Source organism: Kitasatospora sp. NPDC101157 (assembly GCF_044768255.1).
Classification (GTDB): Bacteria; Actinomycetota; Actinomycetes; order Streptomycetales; family Streptomycetaceae; genus Kitasatospora.
The window spans coordinates 1-24,609 of sequence record NZ_JBIWPL010000012.1 but is presented as its reverse complement, the minus strand read 5'-3'; the positions used below and the strand labels follow the sequence as shown (position 1 = coordinate 24,609).

Below are 24,609 nucleotides of genomic sequence, written 5' to 3'. Positions count from 1 at the left end.
GCTACTACCGCCGGACGGGCCGCCGGTCGGCACGAGGGTGTTCCGACACCCGCCCGGCTGAGCCGGCCGTTGCGGACGGTCCGGGTCGACGTCGTCGAAGGATGCCCGGGCCGTCATCGCTCCCGCGGCCAGGAGTGCTGGATCGAGACCTTTCCGACCGCCGTGTGGGTGCCGGTGGCGTGCCTTCACGCCCCGCCCGACAGCTCCGGGGGCTGCCAGTTGAAGATCGGGGCGGAGCGGCGGAGGAGGGTGGGGGTGGGGAGGAGGCCGGCGAGGGTGACGGCAGTGGTGCGGAGGAGGGTGGCGGCGGGGGAGTGGAGGGCGATGAGGGCGCTCGTGCGGCGGGAGGCGGCGACGACGGCGGTGGCGCGGGGGAGGCGGGTGGCGGTGTAGGCGGGGAGGGCGGTGGCCGGGTCGGCGGTGGGGGTCAGGAGGGAGGCGAGGACGACGGCGTCCTCGATGGCCTGGCAGGCGCCCTGGCCGAGGAAGGGGCACATGGCATGGGCGGCGTCGCCGAGGAGGGCGACGCGGCCGCGGTGGTGGGCGGGCAGCGGGTCGGCGAGGTCCCAGATGTCGTTGCGGAGCACCCGGTCGGGTTCGGCGAGTGCGAGCAGCTGGGGGACGGGTGCGCACCAGTCGCCGAACAGCCGCCGGAGCTCCGCGAGTTCGTCGGCGGCCCGGGCGCCGGCCGGGGCGAGGGCCGCGCCGTAGACGTAGATCCGGCCGTCGGCGAGCGGGACGATCCCGACGAGCCGGCCGGGGCCCCAGACCTCGCCGGCGGCGGCCGGGCGGCGGTCCGGGGTGATGATGACGCGCCAGGTGGTGAAGCCGCTGTAGCGGGGGCCGGGGTGTTCGGGGAACAGCAGGCGGCGGGTGGTGGAGCGGATGCCGTCGGCGGCGACGACCAGCCCGGCGGGCCGGTCCCCGTCGGCGGTGCGGACGACGGCGGGCCGCCGGTCGTCGCCCGGGTCGACGACCGTGGCGGGGGAGTCGGTGCGGACGGTGCCCTCCGGGAGGGCGTCGACCAGCGCGGCGATGACGTCGGCGCGGGCGACGGCGGCGATCGGGTCGCCGAAGTGGGCTTCGACGGCGGCGGTGCTGGTGCGGGCGAGCCAGCGGCCGGAGGGGTGGCGCACGCCGATGGCGGGGTGCGGGGCGGCGAGGGCGCGCAGCCGGGGGCCGACGCCGAGCCGGTCGAGGGCGCGCAGGGCGTTGGGGGCGAGGGCGAGCCCGGCGCCGACGGGTTCCAGCGAGGCGGCGCGTTCGTGGACGGTGACGGGGATGCCCTGTCGGTGGAGGGCGAGGGCGGCGGTGAGGCCGCCGATTCCGCCGCCGACGACGATCGCCCGGTGCGGGTCGGTGGGAGGCATGAGGGGGCTCCTCTTCTCGCGCGTGTCACACGATCTGGCCACTACAGCCGTAGTGGCCACTGTTCCAGCACGCTACTACACATGTAGTGGGCGGTAAACTACGGCTGTAGTGAGTTGGGGGAGCCCTGCCGGAAAGGCCATGATCGGACCCATGACAGCCCCGCTGACGCCCCCGCGGCCGACCCTGATCGCCGACGCCGCCATCGACCTGATCGCCGACGCCGGCCTGCGCGGGCTCACCCACCGTGCCGTGGACGACGCGTCCGGCCTGCCCGCCGGCTCTACCTCCAACCTCGCCCGGACCAGGGCCGCCCTGCTGGAACTCGTCCTCACCCGGATCGTCGAGCGAGAGACCGCCGACTACCCCGTCCTCGCCGAGGACGGCCTCCCGGGTGCCACCCTCCCGCCGCGCGACCTGTTGATCGAGGTCGGCGCCGAGGCGCTCTTCCAGGCGCTCACCAGCGGTCGCAGGCTCACCCTGGCCCGCCTGGAACTCGCCCTGGAGGCCACCCGCAGGCCCGAACTGCGCGCCGTCTACGACCGCCTGGGCGCCCGCTTCATCCGGCTCGCCGCCGATCTGCTCGCCGCCTCCGGCTCCACCGACCCCGAGGCCGACGCCCGTCGGCTGATCCGCTGGTGCGACGGTGTGCTGTTCAACGCGACGGCCGGCAGCGGGCACTGGCACGTGCCGATGCCGGAGGAACTGCGCGTCGACCTCGACCGCTACCTCGCCGCGCTGCTGGACGAGGAGGGCTGAGCAGGGAGGGCCGACGGGGTGGGAGGGCGTCCCCGGGTGCCCCCCTATACTCCGTGTGCCCGATCAGGCTGGGGGGGAACATGCTGGACTTGCTCGACATGGCGCTGCTGATCACGGTCGGACTGGCGCTGCTGGTAAGGCTGGTGACGCTTCCGGTGCTGGCGCGCGCCCAAACGGCCACCCGGCGGCGGGCGCTGGCGGCCACCGGTGCCGACGCGACCGGGGGAGCGCCCGGCGGTCTCGGTGCGACCTTCGGTGAGCTGGCGGCCGGTCCGGTCGCCGCCCTCGCAGCGTACTTCGCCGTGCACGGCGAGGACCTCCACAGCTACTACCTGCTGGAACGGCCGTTCGACCTGAACAACTCCGTGTACCTCGGCCACGAGTGGCGGATCTCCGTGGCCGTGGCGCGGACCTGGTACCTCGCCCTCTTCATCGGGTTCCTGCTGCTGTGGCTGCTGCTCTGGTACCTGACCCAGCGCAAGCTGCTGACCACCGGCCTGCCCCGGGAGGTCTGGACGTCCGGTTCGACCCGGGCGCGGCTGATCGCTCTGGTGCTGCTCCGCGCGGTGATCGGCGTGTTCCTCCTGCCGGTCGGCGTGATCTTCACCGCCCTGGTCTTCCAGGTGACCGCCCTGCTGGTGAGCCGCCACCCCAAGCCGGTCGGCCCGGAGGGTTCGGGAACCCCCGAGGCCGACGCCGCCCGGGCCGCCCAGGCACGGCAGGCCTCGCAGAATCCGTACGCCCCCACCGTGCCACCGCACACGCCGTACACCCCGCAGACGCCGCAACCCGCTTACGTGCCCACGCAGTTCACCCCGCCCGCCGCGCAGCCCCCGACCGCCCCGCCCGTGCCGTCGAGCCCGCCCCGCGGCACCCCGCTCGGTGCCCACGAGCCCCGTACGATCGGCGGCTACCAACTCCTCGGCCGGATCGGCTCCGGCGGCATGGGCACGGTCTACCTCGCCCAGCGTCAGGGCTCCGCCACCCAGGTCGCACTGAAGACCATCAACCTCGAACTCCTCCACGACGCGGACCTGTTGCGCCGCTTCCAGCGCGAGTCCGAGGTGCTGGCCATGGTCCCCGGCGCCTACACCGCCCGGGTGCTCGACACCGGCGTGGACTCCGGACGCCCTTACCTGGCCATGGAGTTGCTGGACGGACGCCCGCTGGACGTCCACCTGCGCGAGCAGGGGCCGATCCGCTCCGCCGAGGCGCTGCGCGCCCTCGCGCTGGCGCTGGCCGTGGCACTGTCGGGCGTGCACCGGCTGGGGCTGGTCCACCGGGACCTCAAGCCGGCCAACATCATGCTGACCACGGCCGGCCCGCGCCTGCTGGACTTCGGCATCGCGGCGATCGTGGACGGCACCCGGCTGACCGCCACCGGCGGCGGGCCGGGCACCCTGACGTACATGGCGCCGGAGCAGTTCGGCGAGGAGCGGGTCGGCCCGGCGGCCGACGTGTGGGCCTGGGCCTGCTGCGTGGTGTGCGCGGCGCACGGCGCCAGCCCGTTCGCGGCGACCAACACCGGCGCGGTGATCCGCCGGATCGTGGAGACCGGTCCCGAACCGGCCGCGCTGGCGGCGGTCCGGGACCTCGACCCGGCATTCGCCGCCGTCGTCACCCGCGCCCTGGCCATCGACCCGGCGCAGCGCCCGGCGGACGGCACGGGCCTGCTGGCGGCGCTGGCGGCGGCCCGGTCGACGCCACCGGACCCGGCGGCCGTCCACGACCAGATCACCCGCGGCTGGCAGACCCTCGCCCTGTAGGGCCTGTCCGAGAGGCCCGGCCCTACTCCTGGCCCGCGACCGTCACCTCGGCCTCGTGCTGCACCGGGAAGTTGACCGAGTTGGCGATGAAGCAGGCCCGGTTCGCCTGCGCGTGCAGGGCGAGCGCCTGCTCCGCCATGCCGGCCTCGGCGACCTCGACCCGCGGGTGCAGCACCGCCGAGGTGAAGTGCCCGCCCTCCGGCGACACGGTCATGGTGCCCACCGGCCGGTCGACGTACGAGGTCACCACGACCCCGTTCACCGCGCACAGGTGCAGGTACGAGAGCAGGTGGCACTGGGAGAGCGCCACGAGCAGCAGCTGCTCCGGGTTCCAGCGGGCCCTGTCGCCGCGGAAGACGGGGTCGGCGGAGCCGGGGATGGCCGGCAGGCCCTCGGCGGTGACCTCGACGTCGCGGGAGTAGGAGCGGTAGTCGCTGGTGCCGGTGCCCTGGTTGCCGGTCCAGCTGATCTCGGCGGTGTACTCGTGCTGCCTGGCCATGGGCGTGCCTCCGTGGGATGAGTGGTGTTGCCGGAACCGGAAGGGGTGGGTGCTGCTGCGAGGGCGTCACCGCCGGACAGTCAACCGCAGGAGCCCGCCACGGCGCCTCAACGCGCCGCGGTCACCCGGGCGAGGATCGCTTCGGCGCAGTCGCCCGCCGAGGTCCGCGAGGTGTCCACGACCAGGTCGTACGCGACGCCCTCGTGCACCACCGAGGCCTGCGCGGCGGCCATCCCGGCGACCCGGTCGCCGCGCGCGGCCTCCCGGGCGGCGGCCACCTCCGGGTCGCAGCGCACGCCGACCCAGAGCACGTCGAGGCCCTCCAGCGCCGCGCGCCACCGCTGCTGCGAGGCGGCGCCGCCGAGGAACACCTCGTCCACCAGGACCGGCGCCCCGGCCCGGGCCATCGCCGCCACGCCGAGCGTCCAGGCGGCGTCCAGCCGGGCGAAGACCGGCCCGACCGCCACCGTGCCGTCGCCGTCCTCCAGACCGCCGATGCCCCCGTCCCCGCCGAGCAGCCAGGGCGGCAGCGCGTCGACCATGGTGTCCGCGCCGAGGTGCAGCCAGGGCTCTGGCAGCAGCTCCTGGAGGCGCCGGACGATGCTCGACTTGCCGGAACTGGAGCCGCCGTTGAGGACGATCACATGCATGCGCCCACCCTACGGCCGCGTCCCCGGTTCCGCCCCGGCTTCGGGGCCCCGGTCCCCCGGCTTCAGGACCCCGCCCCGCCCCGGCCGTTGAAAGCCGCCGCGGCCGTCGCGAACGACGAGGCCAGCTCGGGCGTCCCCGCCCAGTGCAGGTGCAGGTACGAGGCGTGCACGTGGCCGCCCGCGAAGCCCTCCGTCCGCGGCCCGGTCGGCAGGCGCCAGCCCCAGGCCGGGTGGTCGCCCGCGCCCGGTTCGCAGACCGTCCGGTGGAACTCGTGCCCGCGCACCCGGGCGCCGGCCGGTGCGAGCGGGGAGTCGTGCAGGGCGACGGCCTCCCGGTAGCCGAGGGTGAGCCGTTCGGTCATCCGGGCGGTGGTGTCCAGCACCCCGCACATCGGCAGGCCGTCCAACTCCCGCCCCAGGTAAAGCAGTCCGGCGCACTCGGCGGCGATGGGCCCGCCCGTGGCGGCGAACGCGGCGACGGCCGAGCGCAGCGCGGCGTTCCCGCTCAACTCCCGCACGTACAGCTCCGGGAAGCCGCCGCCGACGACCAGCCCGGCCGTGCCCTCCGGCAGTTCCGAGGCGTGCAGCGGGTCGAAGGGGACGACCTCCGCGCCCGCCGCGCCGAGCAGTTCGGCGTTCTCGGCGTACGAGAAGGAGAACGCGGCGCCCCCCGCCACCGCGATCCGCGGCCTTCCGGCGACCGGCGTGACCTCCGCCGAGGGGTCCCACGGCTCGGCGTCCAACTCCGGCGCGGTGCGGGCGAGTTCCAGGACGGCGTCCAGATCGACCGAGTCCGCGACGAGGGAGCCCATGTCCGCGACCGCCTTGAGCGCCTCGGCCGAGCGCTCCACCGCCGGGATCAGCCCGAGGTGGCGGGACGGCGTGGCCACCGCCGCCGAGCGGCGCAGCGCGCCCAGGACGGGCACGCCGGAGCCCTCCTCCAGGGCCTCGCGCAGGAGTTGCTCGTGCCGGTCGGAGGCGACCCGGTTGAGGATCACCCCGGCCAGCCGCACCTGCGGGTCCCAGGACGCGAAGCCGTGCACCAGCGCGGCCACCGAGCGGGACTGCGAGGAGCCGTCCACCACCAGCACCACGGGCGCCCGCAGCAGTTTGGCGACGTGCGCGGTGGACGCCAGCTCCCCACGCCCGGAGGCCCCGTCGAACAGACCCATGACCCCCTCGACCACGGCGACGTCCGCCCCCGCGGCCCCGTGCAGGAACAGCGGGGCGATCCGTTCCGGCCCGCACATGAAGGCGTCCAGGTTGCGGCCCGGGCGCCCGGCGGCGAGCGCGTGGTAGCCCGGGTCGATGTAGTCCGGGCCGACCTTGTGCGGCGACACCGCCAGCCCGCGCGCGGCGAGCGCCGCGATCAGGCCGGTGGCGACGGTGGTCTTGCCGGCGCCGGAGGAGGGTGCGGCGACGACGAGGCGGGGGACGGTGCTCAAGAGGTCACCACTCGATGCCGCGCTGGCCCTTGCGGCCGGCGTCCATGGGGTGCTTGACCTTGGTCATCTCGGTGACCAGGTCGGCGAATCCGGTCAGCGCCTCCGGGGCGTACCGGCCGGTGATGACGACGTGCTGGCTGCCCGGGCGGTCCTTGAGCACCGAGACGACCTCCTCGGGGTCGATCCAGCCCCAGTGCATCGGGTAGGTGAACTCGTCCAGCACGTAGAAGCGGTAGGTCTCGGCCGCGAGGTCCCGCTTGACCTGCTCCCAGCCCTCCTTGGCCGCCTCCTCGCTGGTCATCTCCTGCTCGGCGGAGCGCTGGATCCAGGACCACCCGGAGCCCATCTTGTGCCAGTCCACGCTGCCGCCCTCGCCGGAGGCGCCGAGCACGCGCAGCGCGTTCTCCTCGCCGACCTTCCACTTGGCGGACTTCACGAACTGGAACACCCCGACCGACCAGCCCTGGTTCCAGGCCCGCAGCGCCATGCCGAAGGCGGCCGTGGACTTCCCCTTCCCGGGGCCGGTGTGCACGGCGGTGATCGGCTGGGTACGGCGCTGGCGGGTGGTCAGGCCGTCGTCGGGAACGCTCTCGGGGACACCCTTGGGCATGTCGGTCAGGCCGCCTTTCGCATCGGAGCGGTCGGAGTGGTCGGACTGGTCGGACTGGTCGCAGTGGTCGGACCGGTCGGACCGGTGGTCGTACGGCCCGCGGAGCGGCTGTCGCGGACGAGCGAGGCGACGCCCTCCGCGCGCAGCTCCTCCAGGCTGACGGCGCTGCCGCCGAGCAGCCCGGCCAGGGTGCGGGCGAGGCCCAGGCGGACCGGTCCGGACTCGCAGTCCAGCACCACGCTGGCCGTGCCCTGGGCGGCGAACAGCGCGGCCGCGCGCTGCGAGCGGGCGAGCGCGTCCCGCCCGCCGGTGGCCCGCCCGTCGGTCACCACGACCAGCAGCGGGCGCCGGTTCGGGTCGCGCAGCCGCTCGACCCGCAGCACCTCGTGGGCGCGCAGCAGGCCGGCGGCCAGCGGGGTGCGGCCGCCGGTGGGCAGTGACTCCAGCCGGGCCGCGCCGACCTCCACCGAGGAGGTGGGCGGTAGCGCCAGCTCGGCGTCCGCACCCCGGAAGGTGATCATGCCGATCTTGTCCCGGCGCTGGTAGGCGTCCATCAGCAGCGACAGCACCGCGCCCTTGACGGCGGTCATCCGCTGCCGGGCGGCCATCGAGCCGGAGGCGTCCACGACGAACAGGACGAGGTTGGACTCCCGTCCCTGGCGCACCTGTTCGCGGAAGTCGTCCTTGTGCAGCACCAGTGCCCGGCCGTCCCGCCCGCGCGCCACCTGGTGCGGCGCGGCGGCCCGGAGGGTCGCGGTCAGGTGCAGCCGGCTCAGGGTGCCCTGCGGTCGGCGGGCCCGGACGGTGTGCCCGCCGGTGGTCTCGGCGGGGGAGCGCCGGCCCTGGGCGCCGTGGCCGGTGCCCTGCACGGTGAACAGCCGGGTGCGGTACGGGTCCCCGGCGGCGACCGGCGCAGACTCCCGGGCGGGGGAGGGGTGTTGGGCGGGGACGGGCTGCTGCGCGGGCGGCTCGGACTCCGGGGTGCCGCTCTCCGGGGCGGAGGCCTCCTGGGCGCCGCCGTCGAACGGCTCGGGGGCGCCGCCGCCGTCGGGGCCGCCGCCCTCCGGACCGCCGCCGCCGTCGGGGCCGCCGTCGGGGCCGCCGTCACCGCCGTCCCCGTCCGGACCGGGAGCGTCCGGACCGGGACCGTCGCCCTCGGGCTCCGGTTCCTCTTCCTCCGGCTGGGAGTGCTCCTCCAGCGTCCGGTCCAACTGCTCCTCGTCCAGCCCCGGCGCGTCGAAGGGGTTGCGCCGGCGCCGGTGCGGCAGGGCCAGCTGGGCGGCCTTGCGGACGTCCTCCTCCAGCACCTCCGTCCGCCCGTCCCAGGCGGCCAGCGCGACCGCCGTGCGGGCCATCACGATGTCCGCGCGCAGCCCGTCCACCTCGAACGCCGCGCACACAGCGGTGATCTGACGGAGAGCCGCGTCGGTGAGCTCGACCTTGGGCAGCAACTCCCGCGCGGCGGTGATGTGTTCGGCCAGTTCCCGTTCCTGTGTCGCGAACCGTGCCGCGAAGCCGGCCGGGTCGGCGTCGTACGCGAGCCGGCGCCGGACCACCTCGGCGCGCTCGGCGGGGTCCCGGGTGGCGGCGATCTCGACGGTCAGGCCGAAGCGGTCGAGCAGCTGCGGCCGCAGCTCGCCCTCCTCCGGGTTCATGGTGCCGACCAGCAGGAACCGCGCCGCGTGCCGCACCGACACGCCCTCGCGCTCGACGTACGAGCGGCCCATCGCGGCGGCGTCCAGCAGCAGGTCGACCACGTGGTCCTGGAGCAGGTTCACCTCGTCGATGTACAGCACGCCGCGGTGCGCCTTGGCCAGCAGCCCGGGCTCGTACGCCTTCACGCCCTCGGCCAGTGCGCGCTCCAGGTCGAGCGAGCCGACGATCCGGTCCTCGGCCACGCCGACCGGCAACTCGACCAGCTGGGAAGGGCGTTCGTGACTCGCGGCGGCGGTGTGCGGCCCGTCCGGGCACTGCGGGTCCGGCGCGGCCGGGTCGCAGGCGAAGCGGCAGCCGTCCACGGCGGCGATGGAGGGCAGCAGCCCGGCCAGCGCGCGCACCATGGTCGACTTCGCGGTGCCCTTCTCACCGCGCACCAGCACGCCGCCCACGGCCGGGGAGACCGCGTTCAGCAGCAGCCCGAGCCGCAGGTCGGCCATGCCGACGATCGCGGTGAACGGATAGCGGACGTCACTCATGCGTCACTCCCAGGTGCCCCGGGCGGGAGGAAGGGCAGCGTTCCGGCCGCCGGCACCCCGCCCTCGATCAGCTTCCACAGCGCGTCGGTGTCCGCGTGTTCCTCGATCAGGTCGCCCAGCCGGTCCAACCGGGCCTCGCGGGCCTCGGCAAAGGAGGTGTCCGGCGCCGGAACGAACGCCCGCCCGGCCAACTCGGCGACCTCGCGCAGGAGTTCACGGCGGAAGCCGTCGTTCTCCAGCGCGCCGTGCCAGGTGGTGCCCCAGACCGAGCCGACCCGGCAGCCGTCGAGGAAGGCCTCGCCGCCCTCGACGGACACCACCCCGTGGTGGATCTCGTAGCCCTCGACCCGCTGGCCGTACGCCTCGCCGACCGGCCGCGCCAGCACCTTCTCGGCGCCGAAGCGGACGTCGGTCGGCAGCAGACCGAGCCCGTCGACGAGGCCCGCCTTCGACTCCACCGCGTCGTCGATCGAGCGCGCCAGCATCTGGTAACCGCCGCAGACCCCGAGGATCGGCAGCCCGGCCGCCGCCCGGGCCTTCAGCGCCGGCTCCAGGCCGCGCTCACGCAGCCAGGCGAGGTCCGCCACCGTGGCCCGGCTGCCGGGCAGCACCACCAGGTCGGCGTCGGCCAGCTCCTCCGGCCGGGTCGCCCAGCGCACCAGCACGCCGGGCTCCTGCGCCAGCGCGTCCAGGTCGGTGAAGTTGGACAGCCGGGGGAAGCGCACCACGGCAACCCGCAGCACGTCCGCCCCGAGCGGGCCGGGCCCCTCCGCCCGGTCCACCACGGTGGACAGGTCGAGCGAGTCCTCGGCGTCCAGCCACAGCCCCGGCAGCATCGGCAGCGTGCCCAGCACCGGACGGCCGGTCAGCTCGTGCAGCATCTCCAGGCCGGGTGCCAGCAGCCGGGCGTCGCCGCGGAACTTGTTGACGAACCAGCCCGCCACGTGCCGCTGGTCCTCCGCGGACAGCAGCGCCAGCGTCCCGTACATCGCCGCGAAGACCCCGCCGCGGTCGATGTCCCCGACCACCACCACGGGCAGGGCGGCGGCCGTGGCCAGGCCCATGTTGGCGATGTCCCGGTCCCGCAGGTTGATCTCGGCGGGCGACCCGGCACCCTCGCACACCACCACGTCGTAGCGCCGGCGAAGGTCCGCCAGGCACTCCAGGGCGCGTTCCAGCAGAACGGGCTTGCGCTCGCGGTAGTCCAGCGCGCCCACCTCGGCGACCGGCCGGCCGAGCAACACCACCTGGCTGCGGCCGTCCGCGCCGGGCTTCAGCAGCACCGGGTTCATCGCCGCCTCCGGCTCCACCCGGGCGGCCTGCGCCTGCATCGCCTGGGCACGGCCGATCTCGGCGCCGTCGGCGGTGACGAAGGAGTTCAGCGACATGTTCTGCGCCTTGAACGGCGCCACCCGCACGCCCTGACGGGCCAGCCAACGGCAGATCCCGGCCGTCACCACGCTCTTGCCCGCGTCCGAGGTCGTCCCGGCGACCAGCAGCGCGTTGTTCATGCTCCACCCCTCCCGAACAGCATCCGCAGCAGGACGTGCCCCGCGACCGTCGTACCCAGCGCCAGCGCGCCCACCCGCCGGGACAGCGTGCAGGCCCGCTCGATGTCGTCCACCGTCACCGGCCGCAACTCGGCGCCCAGCACCGGCCGGTGCTCCACTCGCTCGCCGTACCGGAGCGTCCCGCCGAGCCGTACGCCCACCGCGCCCGCGAAGGCCGACTCGGCCTGGCCGGCGTTCGGGCTCGGGTGCGCGGAGCCGTCCCGGCGCCAGACCCGCCAGGCGGTCCGCGGCTCGGGCGCGGCGGCCACCGTCAGCAGCGCGGTCAGCCGGGCGCCCGGCCAGCCCACGACGTCGTCCAGCCGGGCCGAGGCCCAGCCGAAGCGGGCGTAGCGGGGCGAGCGGTGGCCCACCATGGCGTCCAGGGTGTTGACGGCGCGGAAGGCGAGCAGCCCCGGGGCGCCGGCCAGGGCGCCCCAGGCCAGCGCGTTCACCACCGCGTCGGCGGTGTTCTCGGCCACCGACTCGACCACCGCCCGGGCGATCTGCTGCCCGTCCAGCGCGCTCGGATCCCGCCCGCACAGGTGCGGCAGCCGCTCCCTGGCGGCCGTCAGATCGCCCGCGGCCAGCGAGCGGCCGATGGTGCGCGCCTCCCGGGTCAGCGAGGTGCCGCCGAGCACCGTCCAGGTCGCGGCGGCCGCCAGCGCGGCCCGGCCCGCCGGACGGCGCCCGAGCGTACGGTCCAGCGCCAGCGCGCCGGCCGCGACCGCGCCCACGCACAGCGCCGTGTACCCGGCTCCGGCGGCACGGTGGTCGCGCCACACGCGGCGCTCCAGACGGGTCGCGGCGCTGCCGAAGAGGGCGACGGGGTGGCCGCGGCGCGGGTCGGCGAAACGGGCGTCGGCGGCGTATCCCGCGACGGACCCCAGCGCGAAGGCGGCGGCCCGGGTCAGCGGGCGCACGGCGGCAGGCAGCTCGACGGGCAGCTCGGAGTCCGACGGGGCGGGGCAGCCTGCATCGCGTGGGTGTCCTCACTCAGGGTCCGCGCCCTGGATCGACGTACCGGGGGCCGAGAGTCTCCTGGCTTCCGGGTCGAACGCACCCCCGCGCCCTCCAGCGGCTCCTGACGGCCCGCCGTGATGGGCCCCTCCTGCGCGATGGCGGGCGAGGAGGGATTCCGAGCGTGCTCCCCGGTGACAGTGGCGGGACCGCGCCGGACTCGCACCGGCTTCCTCTCCATGCCTCCGTTTGGCCCCAGGATCCCATCACGCGGCCGAACCGGGAGTCAACCGAGGTCAAGGAGGGGTCGGTCACACCCGCCACGGGTACCGGACCTGTGCGATCGCCCAGCACGGGGGAGGGCCCGTCAGCTCCACTTCGTGCGTTCGTCGGCTGGGCCGGGCCGGGCACCGCACCTACGGTTCGGTGCCATGCGCCGCAGAAAGTCCCCCACCACTGCCGCCCCTTCTCCCGTCCCGTTCTCACCCGAGGCCGCCCGCGCCCACCGGGCCGGCCTCGGGCTGACCCCCGAACAGGTCGCCGAGGGCATGGCCGCCCACGGCGTACGGCTGCTGCCCGGCCACGTGCTCGCCTGGGAGAACGGCGAGCTGCGCCCCGGCGAGGCCGAGTTCGTCGCACTGGCCAGGGCCCTCTGGTGCCCGGCCGACCAACTGATGGACGGCCGCCCGGTGAGCCTGCGTGACCACCGCCTCGCCCGGGAGCTCCCCCAGGAGACCGTCGCCGAGCGGGCCGGAGTGTCGCTGCCCGCCTACCGGCAGGCCGAACTGACCGGCCAGTGGGACGGTGACCCGGACCAGACCCACGCCCTCGCCCAGGTGCTGGGCCTGCGGCTGACCGAACTGGTCGAGGCCACCGGACGCGGCGAGGCCCTCGACCGCCTCCTGCGCCAGTGCGTGGCCGGCCGCTGGCAGCCCCACCTGGGCCCGCTCGCCCGCCTGGTGCCCGTCCCGGAGGCCGACCTCGCCGCCGTCCTCCCGGTCCTCCACCAGGAGCACCACGTCCCCTCCCACTGGGGCACCACCACCCAGCCCCGGGCCGCCACACAGCCCCTCACGCCCCGCTTCTGGCACCTCCTCAGCACCCAGGGCCCCGCCATCCCCGTCTGACCGTCACCGGCCCGACAGTCCGTCGGTCCCACCGGCCCGACAGGCCGCAGGTCCGTTCCGCCGGACGGGCCCGCCCGGTGGCCGGAACGGAGGAGTTCCGGTGGACTGGTGCTCGAACACCGTCCGGTCCGTGAAACAGAGCGGGGAACGAAATGCGTTGGGGAACCGCAGCCGTCGTGGCGGCCGCCGCCGTCGGGGCGGGGGCCGCCGTCCTGGTGGTCGGCCGCCGGGCCTCCGAGCGGATGGTCCGCCCCGGGGTGCCGGGGCCGGTGGAGCCGGAGGCGGGGCCGGTGGTCGTGCAGAGCCTCGGCGCCGGCCGGGTCACGTTCAGCCGCCGCCCCGAGAGCCTGCTGCCCGGCCGCTGGGCGGTCGAGTGGGACGACGACGGGCACGCGGTGGTCGAGGAGATCCTGCACCGCGACGCACAGAGCGTCACCCGTCGGCTGGTCCGGGCCGACCGGGGCACCCTGAGGCCCGGTACCGAGGTCCGCTTCACCCCGCGCGTGCACCTGGGCGACCCCGCCCAGGCGTTCGGCCTGGCCTTCACCGCGACCGCCGCCGACGGCGAGCTCGGCGCCCTGCCCGCCTGGCGGATCGACGGCAAACGTGGCACCTGGGTGATCCTGGTGCACGGCCCGGAGGCCGACCGCCAGCAGACCCTCCCGGTGCTGCCCGCCCTGCACCGCCTCGGCCTGCCGGCCCTCGCCGTCACCTACCGCGGCGACGCGGGCGCCCCGGCCTCCCCCGACGGCTACAGCCACTTCGGCGAGACCGAGTGGCGGGACGTCGAGTCGGCGGTGCGGCTGGCCCTGGACAGCGGCGCGGGCCGGGTGATCCTCTACGGCTGGTCGGTGGGCGCCACCACGGTCCTGCAGACCGTTTCCCGTTCCGCCTGGGCGCACGCGGTCAGCGGGCTCGTCCTGGACTCGCCGGTCCTCGACCTCCCGAGCGCGGCACGCCGCGACGCCGCCAGGACCGGCTTCACCGGTGTCTCCGCCGAACTGGGCGCGCTGGCCGCCCAGGGCCGTACGGGGGTGGACCTCGCGGACTTCTCCCGCCTTGCGGAGGGCGCGGACCTGCGGGTGCCCACCCTGGTCCTGCACAGTCCGGACGACCGGTTCGCCCCCTTCGCCACCGTGGAGCGCCTGGCCGCCGCCCGCCCCGACGTGGTGAACCTCCAGCGCTTCCCGGGCGCCCGACACGCGGCCCTGTGGAATTCCGCCCCCGAGCACTACACCGAACTCCTCCGGCGCTGGCTCACCCCGCTGCTCTGACCCCGCTGTTCTGCCCCCGCTGCTCCGACCCCGCCGCACCGAATCCGCCGCACCGAATCCGCCGCACCGAATCCGCCGCACCGAATCCGCCGCACCGAGTCCGATAACGGCGGCCGCGCCGCCGAACGGTGCCGGGCGAAGCGGTGAACCGGTAAAGCGGTAAAGCGGTAAAGGAGGAAATTTGCTCCCGAACCTCGGAAATCGGAGCACCCTCCACCGCACGGCAGTCGACCCCGCCGACTTCCTGCGCATCACCACCACCCCGCAGGCACATGCCACCTGGCCGGATTCCAGCCCTCCGCTTCCGCCCGACCCGCTCCCGCGGTTCCGGAACGCCCCGCTCCCGGCACGGAGGGTGACCGACCGAACGGTCAGTGCGACGCCTCGCCGCATACCTGGCATGACCCCGCCACACGTTTCCGGCCAGGCGGTTTGCCACTGTTGCCCGATCTTGCGGAGGTGCGGTACCCGGTCCAGCGGTCGTACGGACAACCGGATGTGACAGAAGGCCCGTGCAAGGGGAAGACTGCTCGACGTGACGTCTCGGAACCCGCGCGACCGTGATGCCCCGCTCCCGCCGACGATCGGTACCGGTGCGACGGTGACCCGTCTTCCCGGTACGGCCCACCGGCCCTCCGGTGGCAGGCCGGGCGGGGCCGGTGTACCCCGGCGACGAGGGCCCGCGCCGGCACCCGGCCGAGGCCGGGTTCCGGTCCCGGAGGGCTTCCCCGCGCCGGCCGAGCTGGCGCCGCTGGCCCGCCGGATGCTGGTGGACGCCGTCCGGATCGCCCGCTGGGCCGGGGACCTGGAAGAGGTCGACAAGCGCGGCGAGCTGCTCCCGGAGGACGCCCGCGCCGCCGGCCGGGCGCTGGCGATGACGGTCGGCGCCGCCGCCAAGGCGTGGGGCCAGGCGCTGCTGGTGGGCCTGGTGGAGGCCCGGGACGGCGGTGCGGGCCCCGGCTGGCGGCTGCACGCCTGGGAGCACGACGACGAGGCCGTGGTGCGCGGCTGGTCCGGGCTGTTCGACGCCTGGACGCTGCTCGCCCCGGTGCCGCCCGCCGCGTTGCGCGGGGTGTTCGCCGTCCTGGCCGGCCAGGCCGTGGACCAGGCTCCCCAGCTGCTGTCCTTCCTGCACCTGGTCGACGGCCCGGTGGCCGAGAGCGAGCTGCTGGAGCTGCTGCGCCGCGGCCTGGACGAGCGACGGGTCGGCGCAGGCCTCGGCAACCCGGGCCTGTCGCCGGTGCCGCACGCCGCCTCTGCGGTGTCCGCCGTCCGCGGCACCTGCCGGGCGCCGCAGATCGACACCCCGGCCGCCCCCTCCGACGTGGCCGCCGTCCTGGACTGGATGCTGGACGGCCTGGCGGCGGTCGGTGCCGTGGTGCGCAGGAACGATGCCGCCGAGCTGTCCCCGCTGGGCCACTGGGCGGTGCGGGCGAAGCTGGAGGAGATCTGCACGGTCGCCCAGACCGCGGCCGGGCACATCGAGCAGAGCGCCTTCGAGCTGCTGAACGCCTGCGCCGACTACTCGCCGGGCCCGGCGCGGGCGGAGTTCCGCGCCTGGGTGGCGGCCCGCCCTGCGGACCGCGCGGTGGCCGAGCTGCTGGAAGCCGCCCAGGGCGACGACGCGCTGGTGCGCGGGCTGGCCTTCGAGGCGCTGCGGGTGGCCGGCGGCCCGGCCGAGCAGGCGGTGCGGGCCTCGGTGGACGAGCCGGTGCTGCGCCCGTACGCGCTCCTGTGGCTGGCCGAGCGCTCCGACGAGGGGGTCTCCCCGGCGGACGTGCTGGGCGCCGAGGACGCGGCCTGGCTGTGGGTGGACACCGCGGCGGCGGTGCTGGACCACGGCGAGACGGAGCTGCTGGTGGGCCACGTCGAGGGCGCCTCGGCGGGTGACCCGGTGCGGCTGTTCGCCCGCGCCCGGCAGTCCGGTCACCCCCGGGCGGCCTCGGTGCTGACGGCGGTCTCCGGTGTGCACCCGGACCCGGGCGTGGCCCGCGCGGCCCGCCGCTCCGCCTTCAGCGTCCACTCCGGTGGTGCGTGAGGAGAGAAGCGCACGAAGAAGGGCCCGGAACCAGACGGTTCCGGGCCCTTCCCACATCGAGGCGGTTCAGCCGAGCCGGGACTCCGCCCGCCGGGCGCGGACGTCGCCGACCTTCTGCCCCACCTTGCGCCGGATGACCAGCAGCGGCGCCATCGCGGCGAGGGTGATCTGGGCGAACGCGCCGACGTGCATCAACGTGTCGCCACCGGGCAGGCCGGTCGCCCAGGCGGCCAGGCAGCCGATCGCCACCACGACCCAGCAGAGCGTGGCGGTGGCCAGCAGCCCCTGCGGCTTCGGGTACTCGATCCGGCTGACCATCAGGTACGCCGCGCCGAAGATGGCGAGCAGACCGGGCAGGAACGGCGGGTCGAGCAGCACGATGGCGATCACCGTCATCGCACCCATCGGGCAGGGCATGCCCTGGAACACCCCGGGCCGCATCTTGACGGCCGAGAAGCGGGCCAGCCGCAGCACCACCGCGAGCAGCACGGTCAGCGCGATCAGCGCCGAGAGCGTCCGGTTGGAGCCCTGCGAGACCATGCCCCAGACCGCGACGAAGTAGGCCGGCGCGATGCCGAAGCTGATCAGGTCGGCCAGGTTGTCGAGTTCGGCTCCGAGGGCGGAGGAGCGGAGCTTCCGCGCCACCAGGCCGTCGAAGAGGTCGCACATCGAGCCGATCAGCAGCAGCGTGACGGCGGTGGCCGCGCTGTGCCGGTCCGGAGCGGCGTCCGGGTTGGTGATGTGCGGGATCAGGACCCCGGTGGTGATCGAGTAGATCGCCAGGAAGCCGCAGACGGCGTTCCCCAGGGTCAGGAAGTCGGCGGTGGACAGGTGCTGCGGGGAGCGCGGGGCACGCAGCTCGCGGTCGCGCGCCCAGCGGCGGCGGCGCAGGGCCGTCTCCTCGTCGTCCAGGCCGACGATTGTCTCAGGTTCAGTCACGGTCAAGGCGCGTCACCCCGGCTGTGGTCTTCTGGCCGACCTCGACGCCGACCTCGACGCCGGCCGGCAGGTAGGTGTCGACCCGGGAGCCGAACCGGATCAGGCCGATCCGGTCGCCCTGCTCGACCTTGGTTCCGGCGGCCACGTACGGCACGATGCGGCGGGCCACGGCCCCCGCGATCTGCACCATCTCGATGTCGCCGAGCTCGGTGTCGAAGTGCCAGACGACCCGCTCGTTCTGGTCGCTGTCCTTGTTGAACGCCGGCACGAAACCGCCCGCGACGTGCTCGACCGACGTCACCGTGCCCGGCAGGGGCGCGCGGTTGACGTGGACGTTCAGCGGGCTCATGAAGATCGCGACGCGGGTGCGGCCGTCCGGCCAGGCGTCGATGCTCTGCACCACGCCATCGGCGGGGGAGATCACTCTGCCCGTGCCGATCTCACGCTCGGGGTCGCGGAAGAACCACAGCATGCCCGCGCTGAGCGCACAGGCCGGTACCGCCGCCAGGGCCCACTTGCCGTTGCGCCGGGTGAGGGCGGTGGTCACGGCGGCCGTGGCGAGGGTGGGGACGAACCAGGGGGTGGCTCCGCGCGCGATGGTCACGCGGGGTCGCCGACCGGCCGTCGGGGATGCGAGGGCATCGCTGTCCGTGACGGAGGTGTGAGGGGACGGGCTGATGGGCATCGAAGACCTTTGTCGCGGGGGATCATGGCCGCTGGACGGGGGCCACCGCGGGATCGGTAATAGAGGGACGGCTTGCTGTCCCGGTGGATGCTATCGGGAGCACACGGTGGGTGGGCAACCCGCCTGCTCGTTCATGTGTCCGGTGGGAGCGCGTGCACGTGTCCCGCCTCTACGACCGTAGCTCGCCCCGGTCCGGTTCCCAAGGGACCGGACACGGCTGGTGACTCTTGTCTCAGCGGGGTGGGGCGCGGAACCCGTGGGGGACACGGCCCGTAGCGGCCGGAAGAAGGTGTACGGAAGCGGCCGCAGGGCGCGTCGCTGCAGCTGTACGCCCTGCGGCCGCTTTCCGGAGGCCGTGCCGGACCCTGGCGGACCAGGCCGGGCCGTGACGGGGCACGGCACTCTGCCGGGACGGGCCCGCACGCCCGTCGACCGGCGGTTCGGAGGGGGCCGCCCGTCAATCGGGGCGGCCCCGCAATCACTCGGCGGTCCCGCCCGGGGCGGGAGGCCGGGCGGTCACTCGGCGATCCGGTACTCCTCCAGGAGCCGGCGCCCGACGATCATCTTCTGGATCTCCGCAGTTCCTTCACCGATGAGCAGCATCGGGGCCTCGCGGTAGAGGCGCTCGATCTCGTACTCCTTGGAGAAGCCGTAGCCGCCGTGGATCCGGAAGGCGTCCTCGACGACCTCCTTGCAGTACTCCGAGGCCAGGTACTTGGCCATGCCCGCTTCGAGGTCGTTGCGCTCGCCGCTGTCCTTCTTGCGGGCGGCCATGACCATCATCTGGTGGGCGGCCTCGACCTTGGTGGCCATCTCGGCGAGCTTGAACTGGATCGCCTGGTGCTCGGCGATCTTCTTCCCGAAGGTGGAGCGCTGCTGGGCGTAGGAGATGCCGAGCTCGAAGGCGCGGCGGGCGACGCCGCAGCCGCGCGCGGCGACGTTGACGCGGCCGACCTCGACGCCGTCCATCATCTGGTAGAAGCCGCGGCCCGGGACGCCGCCGAGGATGCGGTCGGCGGGGATCCGCACGTCCTGCAGCACCAGCTCGGTGGTGTCGACGCCCTTGTAGCCCATCTTCTCGATCTTCCCGGGCACGGTGAGGCCGGGGACGGTCGGGTTCGGGCCGAAGCCGGCCGTCTTCTCGATCAGGAAGGTGGTCATGTTCTTGTACGGCGTGTTGCCGCCCTCGTCGGTCCTGCACAGGACCGCGACCAGGGTGGAGGTGCCGCCGTTGGTGAGCCACATCTTCTGGCCGTTGAGGACGTAGAACTCCCCGTCCTTGACGCCCTTGGTGGAGATGGCCGAAACGTCGGAGCCGAGGCCGGGCTCGGACATCGAGAAGGCGCCGCGGATTTCGCCGGCGGCCATCTTCGGCAGGAAGTAGTCCTTCTGCTCCTGGGTGCCGTGGGCGTTGATCATGTGCGCCACGATGAAGTGGGTGTTGACGATGCCGGAGACCGACATCCAGCCGCGGGCGATCTCCTCGACCACCAGGGCGTAGGTGAGCAGGGACTCGCCGAGGCCGCCGTACTCCTCGGGGATGGTGAGGCCGAACAGCCCGAGCTGCTTCATGCCCTCGACGATGGCGGTCGGGTACTCGTCCTTGTGCTCCAGCTCGGTCGCGACCGGAATGATCTCCTTGTCGACGAAATCCCGCACGGTGGCGAGGATGTCCCGCTGGATCTCGGTGAGGCCGTCGGTCTGTGCGAGGCGTCCCATCGTGCGGCTCCGGAATGTCTGAAGAGGGCGGGGGGGGGGGATTTCCGGGGGCCCTGCCGGCGTGGCTGCGGCAGCAGGGCCCCCGACCGGGTGGGGGTCGGCCGATGACGGCGGCCTCCCCGTCCGGGGTCTCTATAGAGGGGAGAGGTTCAGGAGAGCGGCTCGGGGCGCCCGGGCTGCTCGCCGCCGCGCTCCTTGATGTACGTCTCGGTCGGCACCATCACCTTGCGGCGGAAGACGCAGACGACCGTGCCGTCCTGCTTGTACCCCTTGGTCTCCACGTGGACGATGCCGCGGTCGTTCTTGGACTTGGACGGCCACTTGTCGAGGACGGTGGTCTCGCCGTAGATGGTGTCGCCGTGGAAGGTCGGCGCGATGTGGCGCAGCGACTCGATCTCCAGGTTGGCGATCGCCTTGCCGGAGACGTCCGGGACGGACATGCCGAGCAGCAGCGAGTAGATGTAGTTGCCCACCACGACGTTCCTGCCGAAGTCCGTCGTCTTCTCCGCATAGTTGGTGTCCATGTGGAGCGGGTGGTGGTTCATGGTGAGCAGGCAGAAGAGGTGGTCGTCGTACTCGGTGACCGTCTTGCCGGGCCAGTGCTTGTAGACCGCGCCGACCTCGAACTCCTCGTAGGTGCGTCCGAACTGCATGGGTCGGGTCCTCAGCTTTCCGGGATCTCGAACTTGGTGGTCCGCTGCATGCCGGCGGCCCGGCCCTTGCCGGCGATGACCAGGGCCATCTTGCGGCTGGCCTCGTCGATCATCTCGTCGCCGAGCATCGCGGAGCCCTTGGCGCCGCCCGCCTCGGAGGTGCAGTAGTCGTAGGCGTCGAGGATCAGCTCGGCGTGGTCGTAGTCCTCCTGCGAGGGCGAGTAGATCTCGTTCGCGGCGGCGACCTGGTCCGGGTGCAGCACCCACTTGCCGTCGAAGCCGAGGGCGGCGGAGCGGCGGGCGACCTCGCGGTAGCCCTCCTGGTTGCGGATCTGCAGGTAGGGGCCGTCGATCGCCTGGAGGTCGTTGGCGCGGGCGGCCATCAGGATGCGCATCAGGATGTAGTGGTAGGCGTCGGCGCCGTAGCCGGGCGGCTGCTCGCCGACCACCAGGGACTTCATGTTGATCGAGGCCATGAAGTCGGCGGGGCCGAAGATGATGGTCTCCAGCCGGGGCGAGGCCTCGGCGATGGCGTCGACGTTGATCAGGCCCTTGGCGTTCTCGATCTGCGCCTCGATGCCGATCTTGCCGACCTCGAAGCCCATGGTTTTCTCGATCTGGGTGAGCAGCAGGTCGAGCGCCTTGACCTGCTCGGCGTCCTGGACCTTCGGCAGCATGATGCAGTCGAGGTTGGGGCCGGCGCCCTCGACCACGGTGATCACGTCGCGGTAGGTCCAGTGGGTGGTCCAGTCGTTGACGCGGACGACGCGGGTCTTGTTGCCCCAGTCGCCGTTGTTCAGCGCGTCGACGATGTTGTGGCGGGCGCTCTCCTTGACCAGCGGGGCGCAGGCGTCCTCCAGGTCGAGGAAGACCTGGTCGGCCGGGAGGCCCTGGGCCTTCTCCAGGAAGCGCGGGTTGCTGCCCGGTACGGCGAGGCAGGAGCGGCGCGGGCGCAGGCGGTTGACGGTCGTCATGAGGGTGGTTCGGTTCCTTCCCAGTGGTCAGCTGGTCAGCTGGTCAGTTCGTGGCCGCGGTCGGTGCGGGCGTCCACGGCTGGAGCTTGTTGGCGAGCCGGATCTCGTCCACGATCCGGCCGATGATGGTGGTGATGCCGAAGTCCTTCGGGGTGAACACGGCGGCGACGCCGGCGGCCTTGAGGGCCTCGCCGTCCGCTGCCGGGATGATGCCACCCACGATCACCGGGACATCCTCCACCCCCGCGCGGCGCAGCCGCTTGAGGACGTCCGGCACCAGCTCGGAGTGGGCGCCGGAGAGGATGGACAGGCCCACGCAGTGCACGTCCTCCGCCACGGCGGCCGAGACGATCTGCTCCGGGGTGAGCCGGATGCCCTGGTAGACCACCTCGAACCCGGCATCGCGGGCCCGGACGGCGATCTGCTCGGCGCCGTTGGAGTGTCCGTCCAGACCGGGCTTGCCGACCAGCAGGCGCAGCTTGCCGGCGCCCAGTTCCTCGGCGGTGGCGGCGACGGCGGCGCGGACCTGCTCCAGCTCCCCGCCGGGCTCGGCGGCGACCGCGACGGGCGCGCCGCCCACACCGGTGGGGGCGCGGTACTCGCCGAACACCTCGCGCAGGGCGAAGGACCACTCGCCGGTGGTGACGCCCGCCCGGGCGCAGGCGAGGGTGGCCGGCATCAGGTTGGCCTCGGTGGCGGCGACGGCCTTGAGCTCGGCCAGCGCCTGCTGGGCGGCGGCCTCGTCGCGCTGTTCGCGCCAGGCCTCCAGGGCGGCGAGCACGGACTGCTCGGAGGCCGGGTCGACCACCATGATCGCGGTGTCCAGGTCGGCGGTGAGCGGGCTGGGCTCGGTGGTGTCGAAGCAGTTGACGCCGACGATCTTGTCCTCGCCGGACTCGATCCGGGCCCGGCGGGAGGCGTGCGAGGCGACCAGGTTGGACTTGAGGTAGCCGGACTCGACGGCCGGGATGACCCCGCCCATCTCCAGCACCTTGGCGATCTCCGCCTCGGCGCCCGCCAGCAGCGCGGCGGTCTTGGCCTCGACCACCTCGGAGCCGTTGAAGAGGTCGCCGTACTCCAGCAGGTCCGACTCGTAGGCCAGCACCTGCTGGATCCGCAGCGACCACTGCTGGTCCCACGGGCGGGGCAGGCCGAGCGCCTCGTTCCAGGCGGGCAGCTGGACGGCGCGGGCGCGGGCGTCCTTGGAGAGGGTGACGGCCAGCATCTCCAGGACGATCCGCTGGACGTTGTTCTCCGGCTGGGCCTCGGTCAGCCCGAGCGAGTTGACCTGGACGCCGTAGCGGAACCGGCGCTGCTTGGCGTCGGTGACGCCGTACCGCTCCAGCGTGACCTTCTCCCAGAGCTGGGCGAAGGCGCGCATCTTGCACATCTCCTCGACGAAGCGCACGCCGGCGTTGACGAAGAAGGAGATCCGGGCGACCACGTCGCCCATCCGCTCGGCGGGCACCTGCCCGGAGTCGCGGACGGCGTCGAGCACCGAGATGGCGGTGCACATCGCGTAGGCGATCTCCTGGACGGGCGTGGCCCCGGCCTCCTGCAGGTGGTAGCTGCAGATGTTGATCGGGTTCCACTTGGGGATGTTGCCGACCGTGTAGGCGATCATGTCGGTGATCAGGCGCACCGACGGGCCGGGCGGGAACACGTGCGTCCCGCGCGACAGGTACTCCTTGACGATGTCGTTCTGGGTGGTGCCGGTGAGCTTGGCGATGTCGGCGCCCTGCTCCTCGGCGACCACCTGGTAGAGCGCCAGCAGCCACATCGCGGTGGCGTTGATCGTCATGGAGGTGTTGGTCTGTTCGAGCGGGATGCCGTCGAACAGGGTGCGCATGTCGCCGACGTGGCCGACCGGGACGCCGACCCGGCCCACCTCGCCGCGGGCGAGGATGTGGTCGGAGTCGTAGCCGGTCTGGGTCGGCAGGTCGAAGGCGACGGAAAGGCCGGTCTGGCCCTTCGCCAGGTTCCGCCGGTAGAGCGCGTTGGAGTCGCTCGCGGTGGAGTGGCCGGCGTAGGTGCGCATCAGCCAGGGGCGGTCGCGCTTCTGAGCGTCGGTCATCACACGTCCCGGAAGCGGTTGATGGCCGGAAGGTGCTTCTCGCGCAGTTCGTGGTCGCGGACGCCGAGGCCCTCTTCGGGGGCGAGGCACAGGACGCCGACCTTGCCCTGGTGCTTGTTGTGGTGGACGTCGAGGGCGGCCTGGCCGGTCTCCTCCAGGGTGTAGACCTTGGAGAGGGTGGGGTGGATCTTGCCCTTGGCGATCAGGCGGTTGGCTTCGAAGGCCTCGCGGTAGTTGGCGAAGTGGGAGCCGACGATGCGCTTGAGGGACATCCACAGGTAGCGGTTGTCGTACTGGTGCATGTAGCCGGAGGTGGAGGCGCAGGTGACGATGGTGCCGCCCTTGCGGGTGACGTAGACGGAGGCGCCGAAGGTCTCGCGGCCGGGGTGTTCGAAGACGATGTCGACGTCCTCGCCGCCGGTGAACTCGCGGATCTTCGAGCCGAGGCGCTTCCACTCGCGGGGGTCCTGGTTGTGCTCGTCCTTCCAGAAGCGGTAGCCCTCGGCGGAGCGGTCGATGATCGCCTCGGCGCCCATCGCGCGGCAGATGTCGGCCTTGGCCTCGCTGGAGACCACGCAGATCGGGGTGGCGCCGCCGGCCAGGGCGTACTGGGTGGCGTAGGAGCCCAGGCCGCCGCTGGCGCCCCAGATCAGGACGTTGTCGCCCTGCTTCATGCCGGCGCCGTTGCGGGAGACGAGCTGGCGGTAGGCGGTGGAGTTGACCAGGCCGGGGGAGGCGGCTTCCTCCCAGGTCAGGTGCTTGGGCTTGGGCAGCAGCTGGTTGGTCTTGACCAGGGCGATCTGGGCCAGGCCGCCGAAGTTGGTCTCGAAGCCCCAGATGCGCTGCTCGGGGTCCATCATCGTGTCGTTGTGGCCGTCGGGGGACTCCAGCTCGACCGAGAGGCAGTGGGCGACGACCTCGTCGCCGGGCTTCCAGGTGTTGACGCCGGCGCCGGTCTGCAGCACGACGCCGGCGAGGTCGGAGCCGAGGACGTGGTAGGGCAGGTCGTGGCGCCTGGTCAGCGGGGAGAGGCGGCCGTAGCGCTCCAGGAAGCCGAAGGTGGAGACCGGTTCGAAGATCGAGCTCCACACGGTGTTGTAGTTCACCGAGCTGGCCATGACGGCGACCAGGGCCTCGCCCGGGCCCAGCTCGGGCAGGGCCACCTCGTCGAGGTGAAGGGACTTGCGGGGGTCCTTGTCGCGGCTGTCGAGGCCGGCGAACATCTGCTCCTCGTCCTTGTGGAGCGTGACCGCCCGGTAGGACTCGGGGAGCTTGAGCGCCGCGAAGTCCGCCGACGTGGCGTCGGAGCTGAGGATCGCGTCGAGGA

The 24,609-nt window shown here is 73.6% G+C and carries 20 protein-coding genes and 1 riboswitch; of the genes, 5 read left to right on the top strand and 15 right to left on the bottom strand.

Annotated elements, in window-relative coordinates:
- Positions 1-185: 185 nt before the first annotated feature.
- A complete protein-coding gene (locus ACIRVF_RS23040) occupies positions 186-1,370 on the bottom strand; it encodes an FAD-dependent monooxygenase (RefSeq protein WP_402820783.1) in 1,185 nt (394 codons plus the stop codon).
- Between the two features lie 151 nt (positions 1,371-1,521).
- On the opposite strand from ACIRVF_RS23040, the gene ACIRVF_RS23035 reads away from it, so the two are divergent.
- Together ACIRVF_RS23035 and ACIRVF_RS23030 are read left to right on the top strand one after the other, a co-directional pair.
- A complete protein-coding gene (locus tag ACIRVF_RS23035) occupies positions 1,522-2,127 on the top strand; it encodes a TetR/AcrR family transcriptional regulator (RefSeq protein WP_402820778.1) in 606 nt (201 codons plus the stop codon).
- Positions 2,128-2,207: 80 nt separating this feature from the next.
- Complete coding sequence (locus ACIRVF_RS23030; protein WP_402820775.1) at positions 2,208-3,893, top strand: serine/threonine-protein kinase; 1,686 nt, start codon at positions 2,208-2,210, stop codon at positions 3,891-3,893.
- 22 nt (positions 3,894-3,915) lie between these two features.
- On the opposite strand, the gene ACIRVF_RS23025 is transcribed toward ACIRVF_RS23030, so the two are convergent.
- The 7 genes from ACIRVF_RS23025 to ACIRVF_RS22995 all read right to left on the bottom strand — a co-directional run bounded on the left by ACIRVF_RS23025 (position 3,916) and on the right by ACIRVF_RS22995 (position 11,753).
- Positions 3,916-4,392, bottom strand: a complete 477-nt coding sequence (locus ACIRVF_RS23025) for an OsmC family protein (RefSeq protein WP_402820772.1) — start codon at positions 4,390-4,392, stop codon at positions 3,916-3,918.
- A gap of 107 nt (positions 4,393-4,499) precedes the next feature.
- Positions 4,500-5,036: a chloramphenicol phosphotransferase CPT gene (gene cpt / locus ACIRVF_RS23020; RefSeq protein ID WP_402821257.1), complete on the bottom strand. Its 537-nt coding sequence runs from the start codon at positions 5,034-5,036 to the stop codon at positions 4,500-4,502.
- Between the two features lie 68 nt (positions 5,037-5,104).
- Complete coding sequence (locus ACIRVF_RS23015; protein WP_402820769.1) at positions 5,105-6,487, bottom strand: cobyrinate a,c-diamide synthase; 1,383 nt, start codon at positions 6,485-6,487, stop codon at positions 5,105-5,107.
- Positions 6,488-6,491: 4 nt separating this feature from the next.
- Positions 6,492-7,097 carry a cob(I)yrinic acid a,c-diamide adenosyltransferase gene (gene cobO, locus ACIRVF_RS23010; RefSeq protein WP_030285582.1) on the bottom strand — a complete coding sequence of 202 codons (606 nt, stop codon included), beginning with the start codon at positions 7,095-7,097 and terminating at the stop codon, positions 6,492-6,494.
- Positions 7,098-7,102: 5 nt separating this feature from the next.
- Positions 7,103-9,292 (bottom strand): putative cobaltochelatase, encoded by a 2,190-nt coding sequence (locus ACIRVF_RS23005; protein ID WP_402820766.1) that lies wholly within the window; start codon positions 9,290-9,292, stop codon positions 7,103-7,105.
- Positions 9,289-10,803, bottom strand: coding sequence for a cobyric acid synthase (locus ACIRVF_RS23000; RefSeq protein WP_402820763.1), 1,515 nt, complete (start codon positions 10,801-10,803; stop codon positions 9,289-9,291). The genes ACIRVF_RS23005 and ACIRVF_RS23000 overlap by 4 nt, the downstream gene beginning before the upstream one ends.
- Positions 10,800-11,753 carry a cobalamin biosynthesis protein gene (locus ACIRVF_RS22995; protein ID WP_402821254.1) on the bottom strand — a complete coding sequence of 318 codons (954 nt, stop codon included), beginning with the start codon at positions 11,751-11,753 and terminating at the stop codon, positions 10,800-10,802. The genes ACIRVF_RS23000 and ACIRVF_RS22995 overlap by 4 nt, the downstream gene beginning before the upstream one ends.
- Before the next feature lie 120 nt (positions 11,754-11,873).
- A riboswitch (cobalamin riboswitch) is annotated at positions 11,874-12,036 on the bottom strand.
- A gap of 194 nt (positions 12,037-12,230) precedes the next feature.
- Here ACIRVF_RS22995 and ACIRVF_RS22990 point away from each other — a divergent pair.
- The 3 genes from ACIRVF_RS22990 (at position 12,231) to ACIRVF_RS22980 (ending at position 16,238) form a co-directional block, all read left to right on the top strand.
- Entirely contained in the window at positions 12,231-12,926 is a 696-nt protein-coding gene (locus tag ACIRVF_RS22990) for a helix-turn-helix domain-containing protein (protein WP_402820760.1), read from the top strand.
- A gap of 152 nt (positions 12,927-13,078) precedes the next feature.
- A complete protein-coding gene (locus tag ACIRVF_RS22985; RefSeq protein WP_402820757.1) occupies positions 13,079-14,200 on the top strand; it encodes an alpha/beta hydrolase family protein in 1,122 nt (373 codons plus the stop codon).
- A 763-nt stretch (positions 14,201-14,963) separates the two neighbouring features.
- A complete protein-coding gene (locus ACIRVF_RS22980; protein ID WP_402820754.1) occupies positions 14,964-16,238 on the top strand; it encodes a hypothetical protein in 1,275 nt (424 codons plus the stop codon).
- Between the two features lie 66 nt (positions 16,239-16,304).
- On the opposite strand, the gene ACIRVF_RS22975 is transcribed toward ACIRVF_RS22980, so the two are convergent.
- From ACIRVF_RS22975 to ccrA, 7 genes are all read right to left on the bottom strand, one after another.
- Positions 16,305-17,183, bottom strand: coding sequence for a CDP-alcohol phosphatidyltransferase family protein (locus ACIRVF_RS22975; protein WP_402820751.1), 879 nt, complete (start codon positions 17,181-17,183; stop codon positions 16,305-16,307).
- A complete protein-coding gene (locus tag ACIRVF_RS22970; protein ID WP_402820748.1) occupies positions 17,170-17,862 on the bottom strand; it encodes a phosphatidylserine decarboxylase in 693 nt (230 codons plus the stop codon). Before ACIRVF_RS22970 ends, ACIRVF_RS22975 begins: the two co-directional genes overlap by 14 nt.
- 516 nt (positions 17,863-18,378) lie before the next feature.
- Complete coding sequence (locus ACIRVF_RS22965; RefSeq protein WP_402820745.1) at positions 18,379-19,581, bottom strand: acyl-CoA dehydrogenase family protein; 1,203 nt, start codon at positions 19,579-19,581, stop codon at positions 18,379-18,381.
- A 149-nt stretch (positions 19,582-19,730) separates the two neighbouring features.
- Positions 19,731-20,234: a MaoC family dehydratase gene (locus tag ACIRVF_RS22960; RefSeq protein ID WP_402820742.1), complete on the bottom strand. Its 504-nt coding sequence runs from the start codon at positions 20,232-20,234 to the stop codon at positions 19,731-19,733.
- Between the two features lie 11 nt (positions 20,235-20,245).
- Entirely contained in the window at positions 20,246-21,208 is a 963-nt protein-coding gene (locus ACIRVF_RS22955) for an HpcH/HpaI aldolase/citrate lyase family protein (RefSeq protein WP_380412918.1), read from the bottom strand.
- Between the two features lie 43 nt (positions 21,209-21,251).
- Positions 21,252-23,282, bottom strand: a complete 2,031-nt coding sequence (locus tag ACIRVF_RS22950) for a protein meaA (RefSeq protein ID WP_402820737.1) — start codon at positions 23,280-23,282, stop codon at positions 21,252-21,254.
- On the bottom strand, positions 23,282-24,609 hold a 1,328-nt coding region (gene ccrA, locus ACIRVF_RS22945), incomplete at its 5' end, for a crotonyl-CoA carboxylase/reductase (protein ID WP_402820735.1). The genes ACIRVF_RS22950 and ccrA, both read right to left, overlap by 1 nt.

Coding starts and splice junctions, on each gene's coding strand:
- ACIRVF_RS23040 (WP_402820783.1), bottom strand. CDS start 1,370: ATGCCTCCCACCGACCCGCACCGGGCGATCGTCGTCGGCGGCGGAATC.
- ACIRVF_RS23035 (WP_402820778.1), top strand. CDS start 1,522: ATGACAGCCCCGCTGACGCCCCCGCGGCCGACCCTGATCGCCGACGCC.
- ACIRVF_RS23030 (WP_402820775.1), top strand. CDS start 2,208: ATGCTGGACTTGCTCGACATGGCGCTGCTGATCACGGTCGGACTGGCG.
- ACIRVF_RS23025 (WP_402820772.1), bottom strand. CDS start 4,392: ATGGCCAGGCAGCACGAGTACACCGCCGAGATCAGCTGGACCGGCAAC.
- cobO (WP_030285582.1), bottom strand. CDS start 7,097: ATGCCCAAGGGTGTCCCCGAGAGCGTTCCCGACGACGGCCTGACCACC.
- ACIRVF_RS23005 (WP_402820766.1), bottom strand. CDS start 9,292: ATGAGTGACGTCCGCTATCCGTTCACCGCGATCGTCGGCATGGCCGAC.
- ACIRVF_RS23000 (WP_402820763.1), bottom strand. CDS start 10,803: ATGAACAACGCGCTGCTGGTCGCCGGGACGACCTCGGACGCGGGCAAG.
- ACIRVF_RS22990 (WP_402820760.1), top strand. CDS start 12,231: ATGCGCCGCAGAAAGTCCCCCACCACTGCCGCCCCTTCTCCCGTCCCG.
- ACIRVF_RS22985 (WP_402820757.1), top strand. CDS start 13,079: ATGCGTTGGGGAACCGCAGCCGTCGTGGCGGCCGCCGCCGTCGGGGCG.
- ACIRVF_RS22980 (WP_402820754.1), top strand. CDS start 14,964: ATGCTGGTGGACGCCGTCCGGATCGCCCGCTGGGCCGGGGACCTGGAA.
- ACIRVF_RS22970 (WP_402820748.1), bottom strand. CDS start 17,862: ATGCCCATCAGCCCGTCCCCTCACACCTCCGTCACGGACAGCGATGCC.
- ACIRVF_RS22965 (WP_402820745.1), bottom strand. CDS start 19,581: ATGGGACGCCTCGCACAGACCGACGGCCTCACCGAGATCCAGCGGGAC.
- ACIRVF_RS22960 (WP_402820742.1), bottom strand. CDS start 20,234: ATGCAGTTCGGACGCACCTACGAGGAGTTCGAGGTCGGCGCGGTCTAC.
- ACIRVF_RS22955 (WP_380412918.1), bottom strand. CDS start 21,208: ATGACGACCGTCAACCGCCTGCGCCCGCGCCGCTCCTGCCTCGCCGTA.
- ACIRVF_RS22950 (WP_402820737.1), bottom strand. CDS start 23,282: ATGACCGACGCTCAGAAGCGCGACCGCCCCTGGCTGATGCGCACCTAC.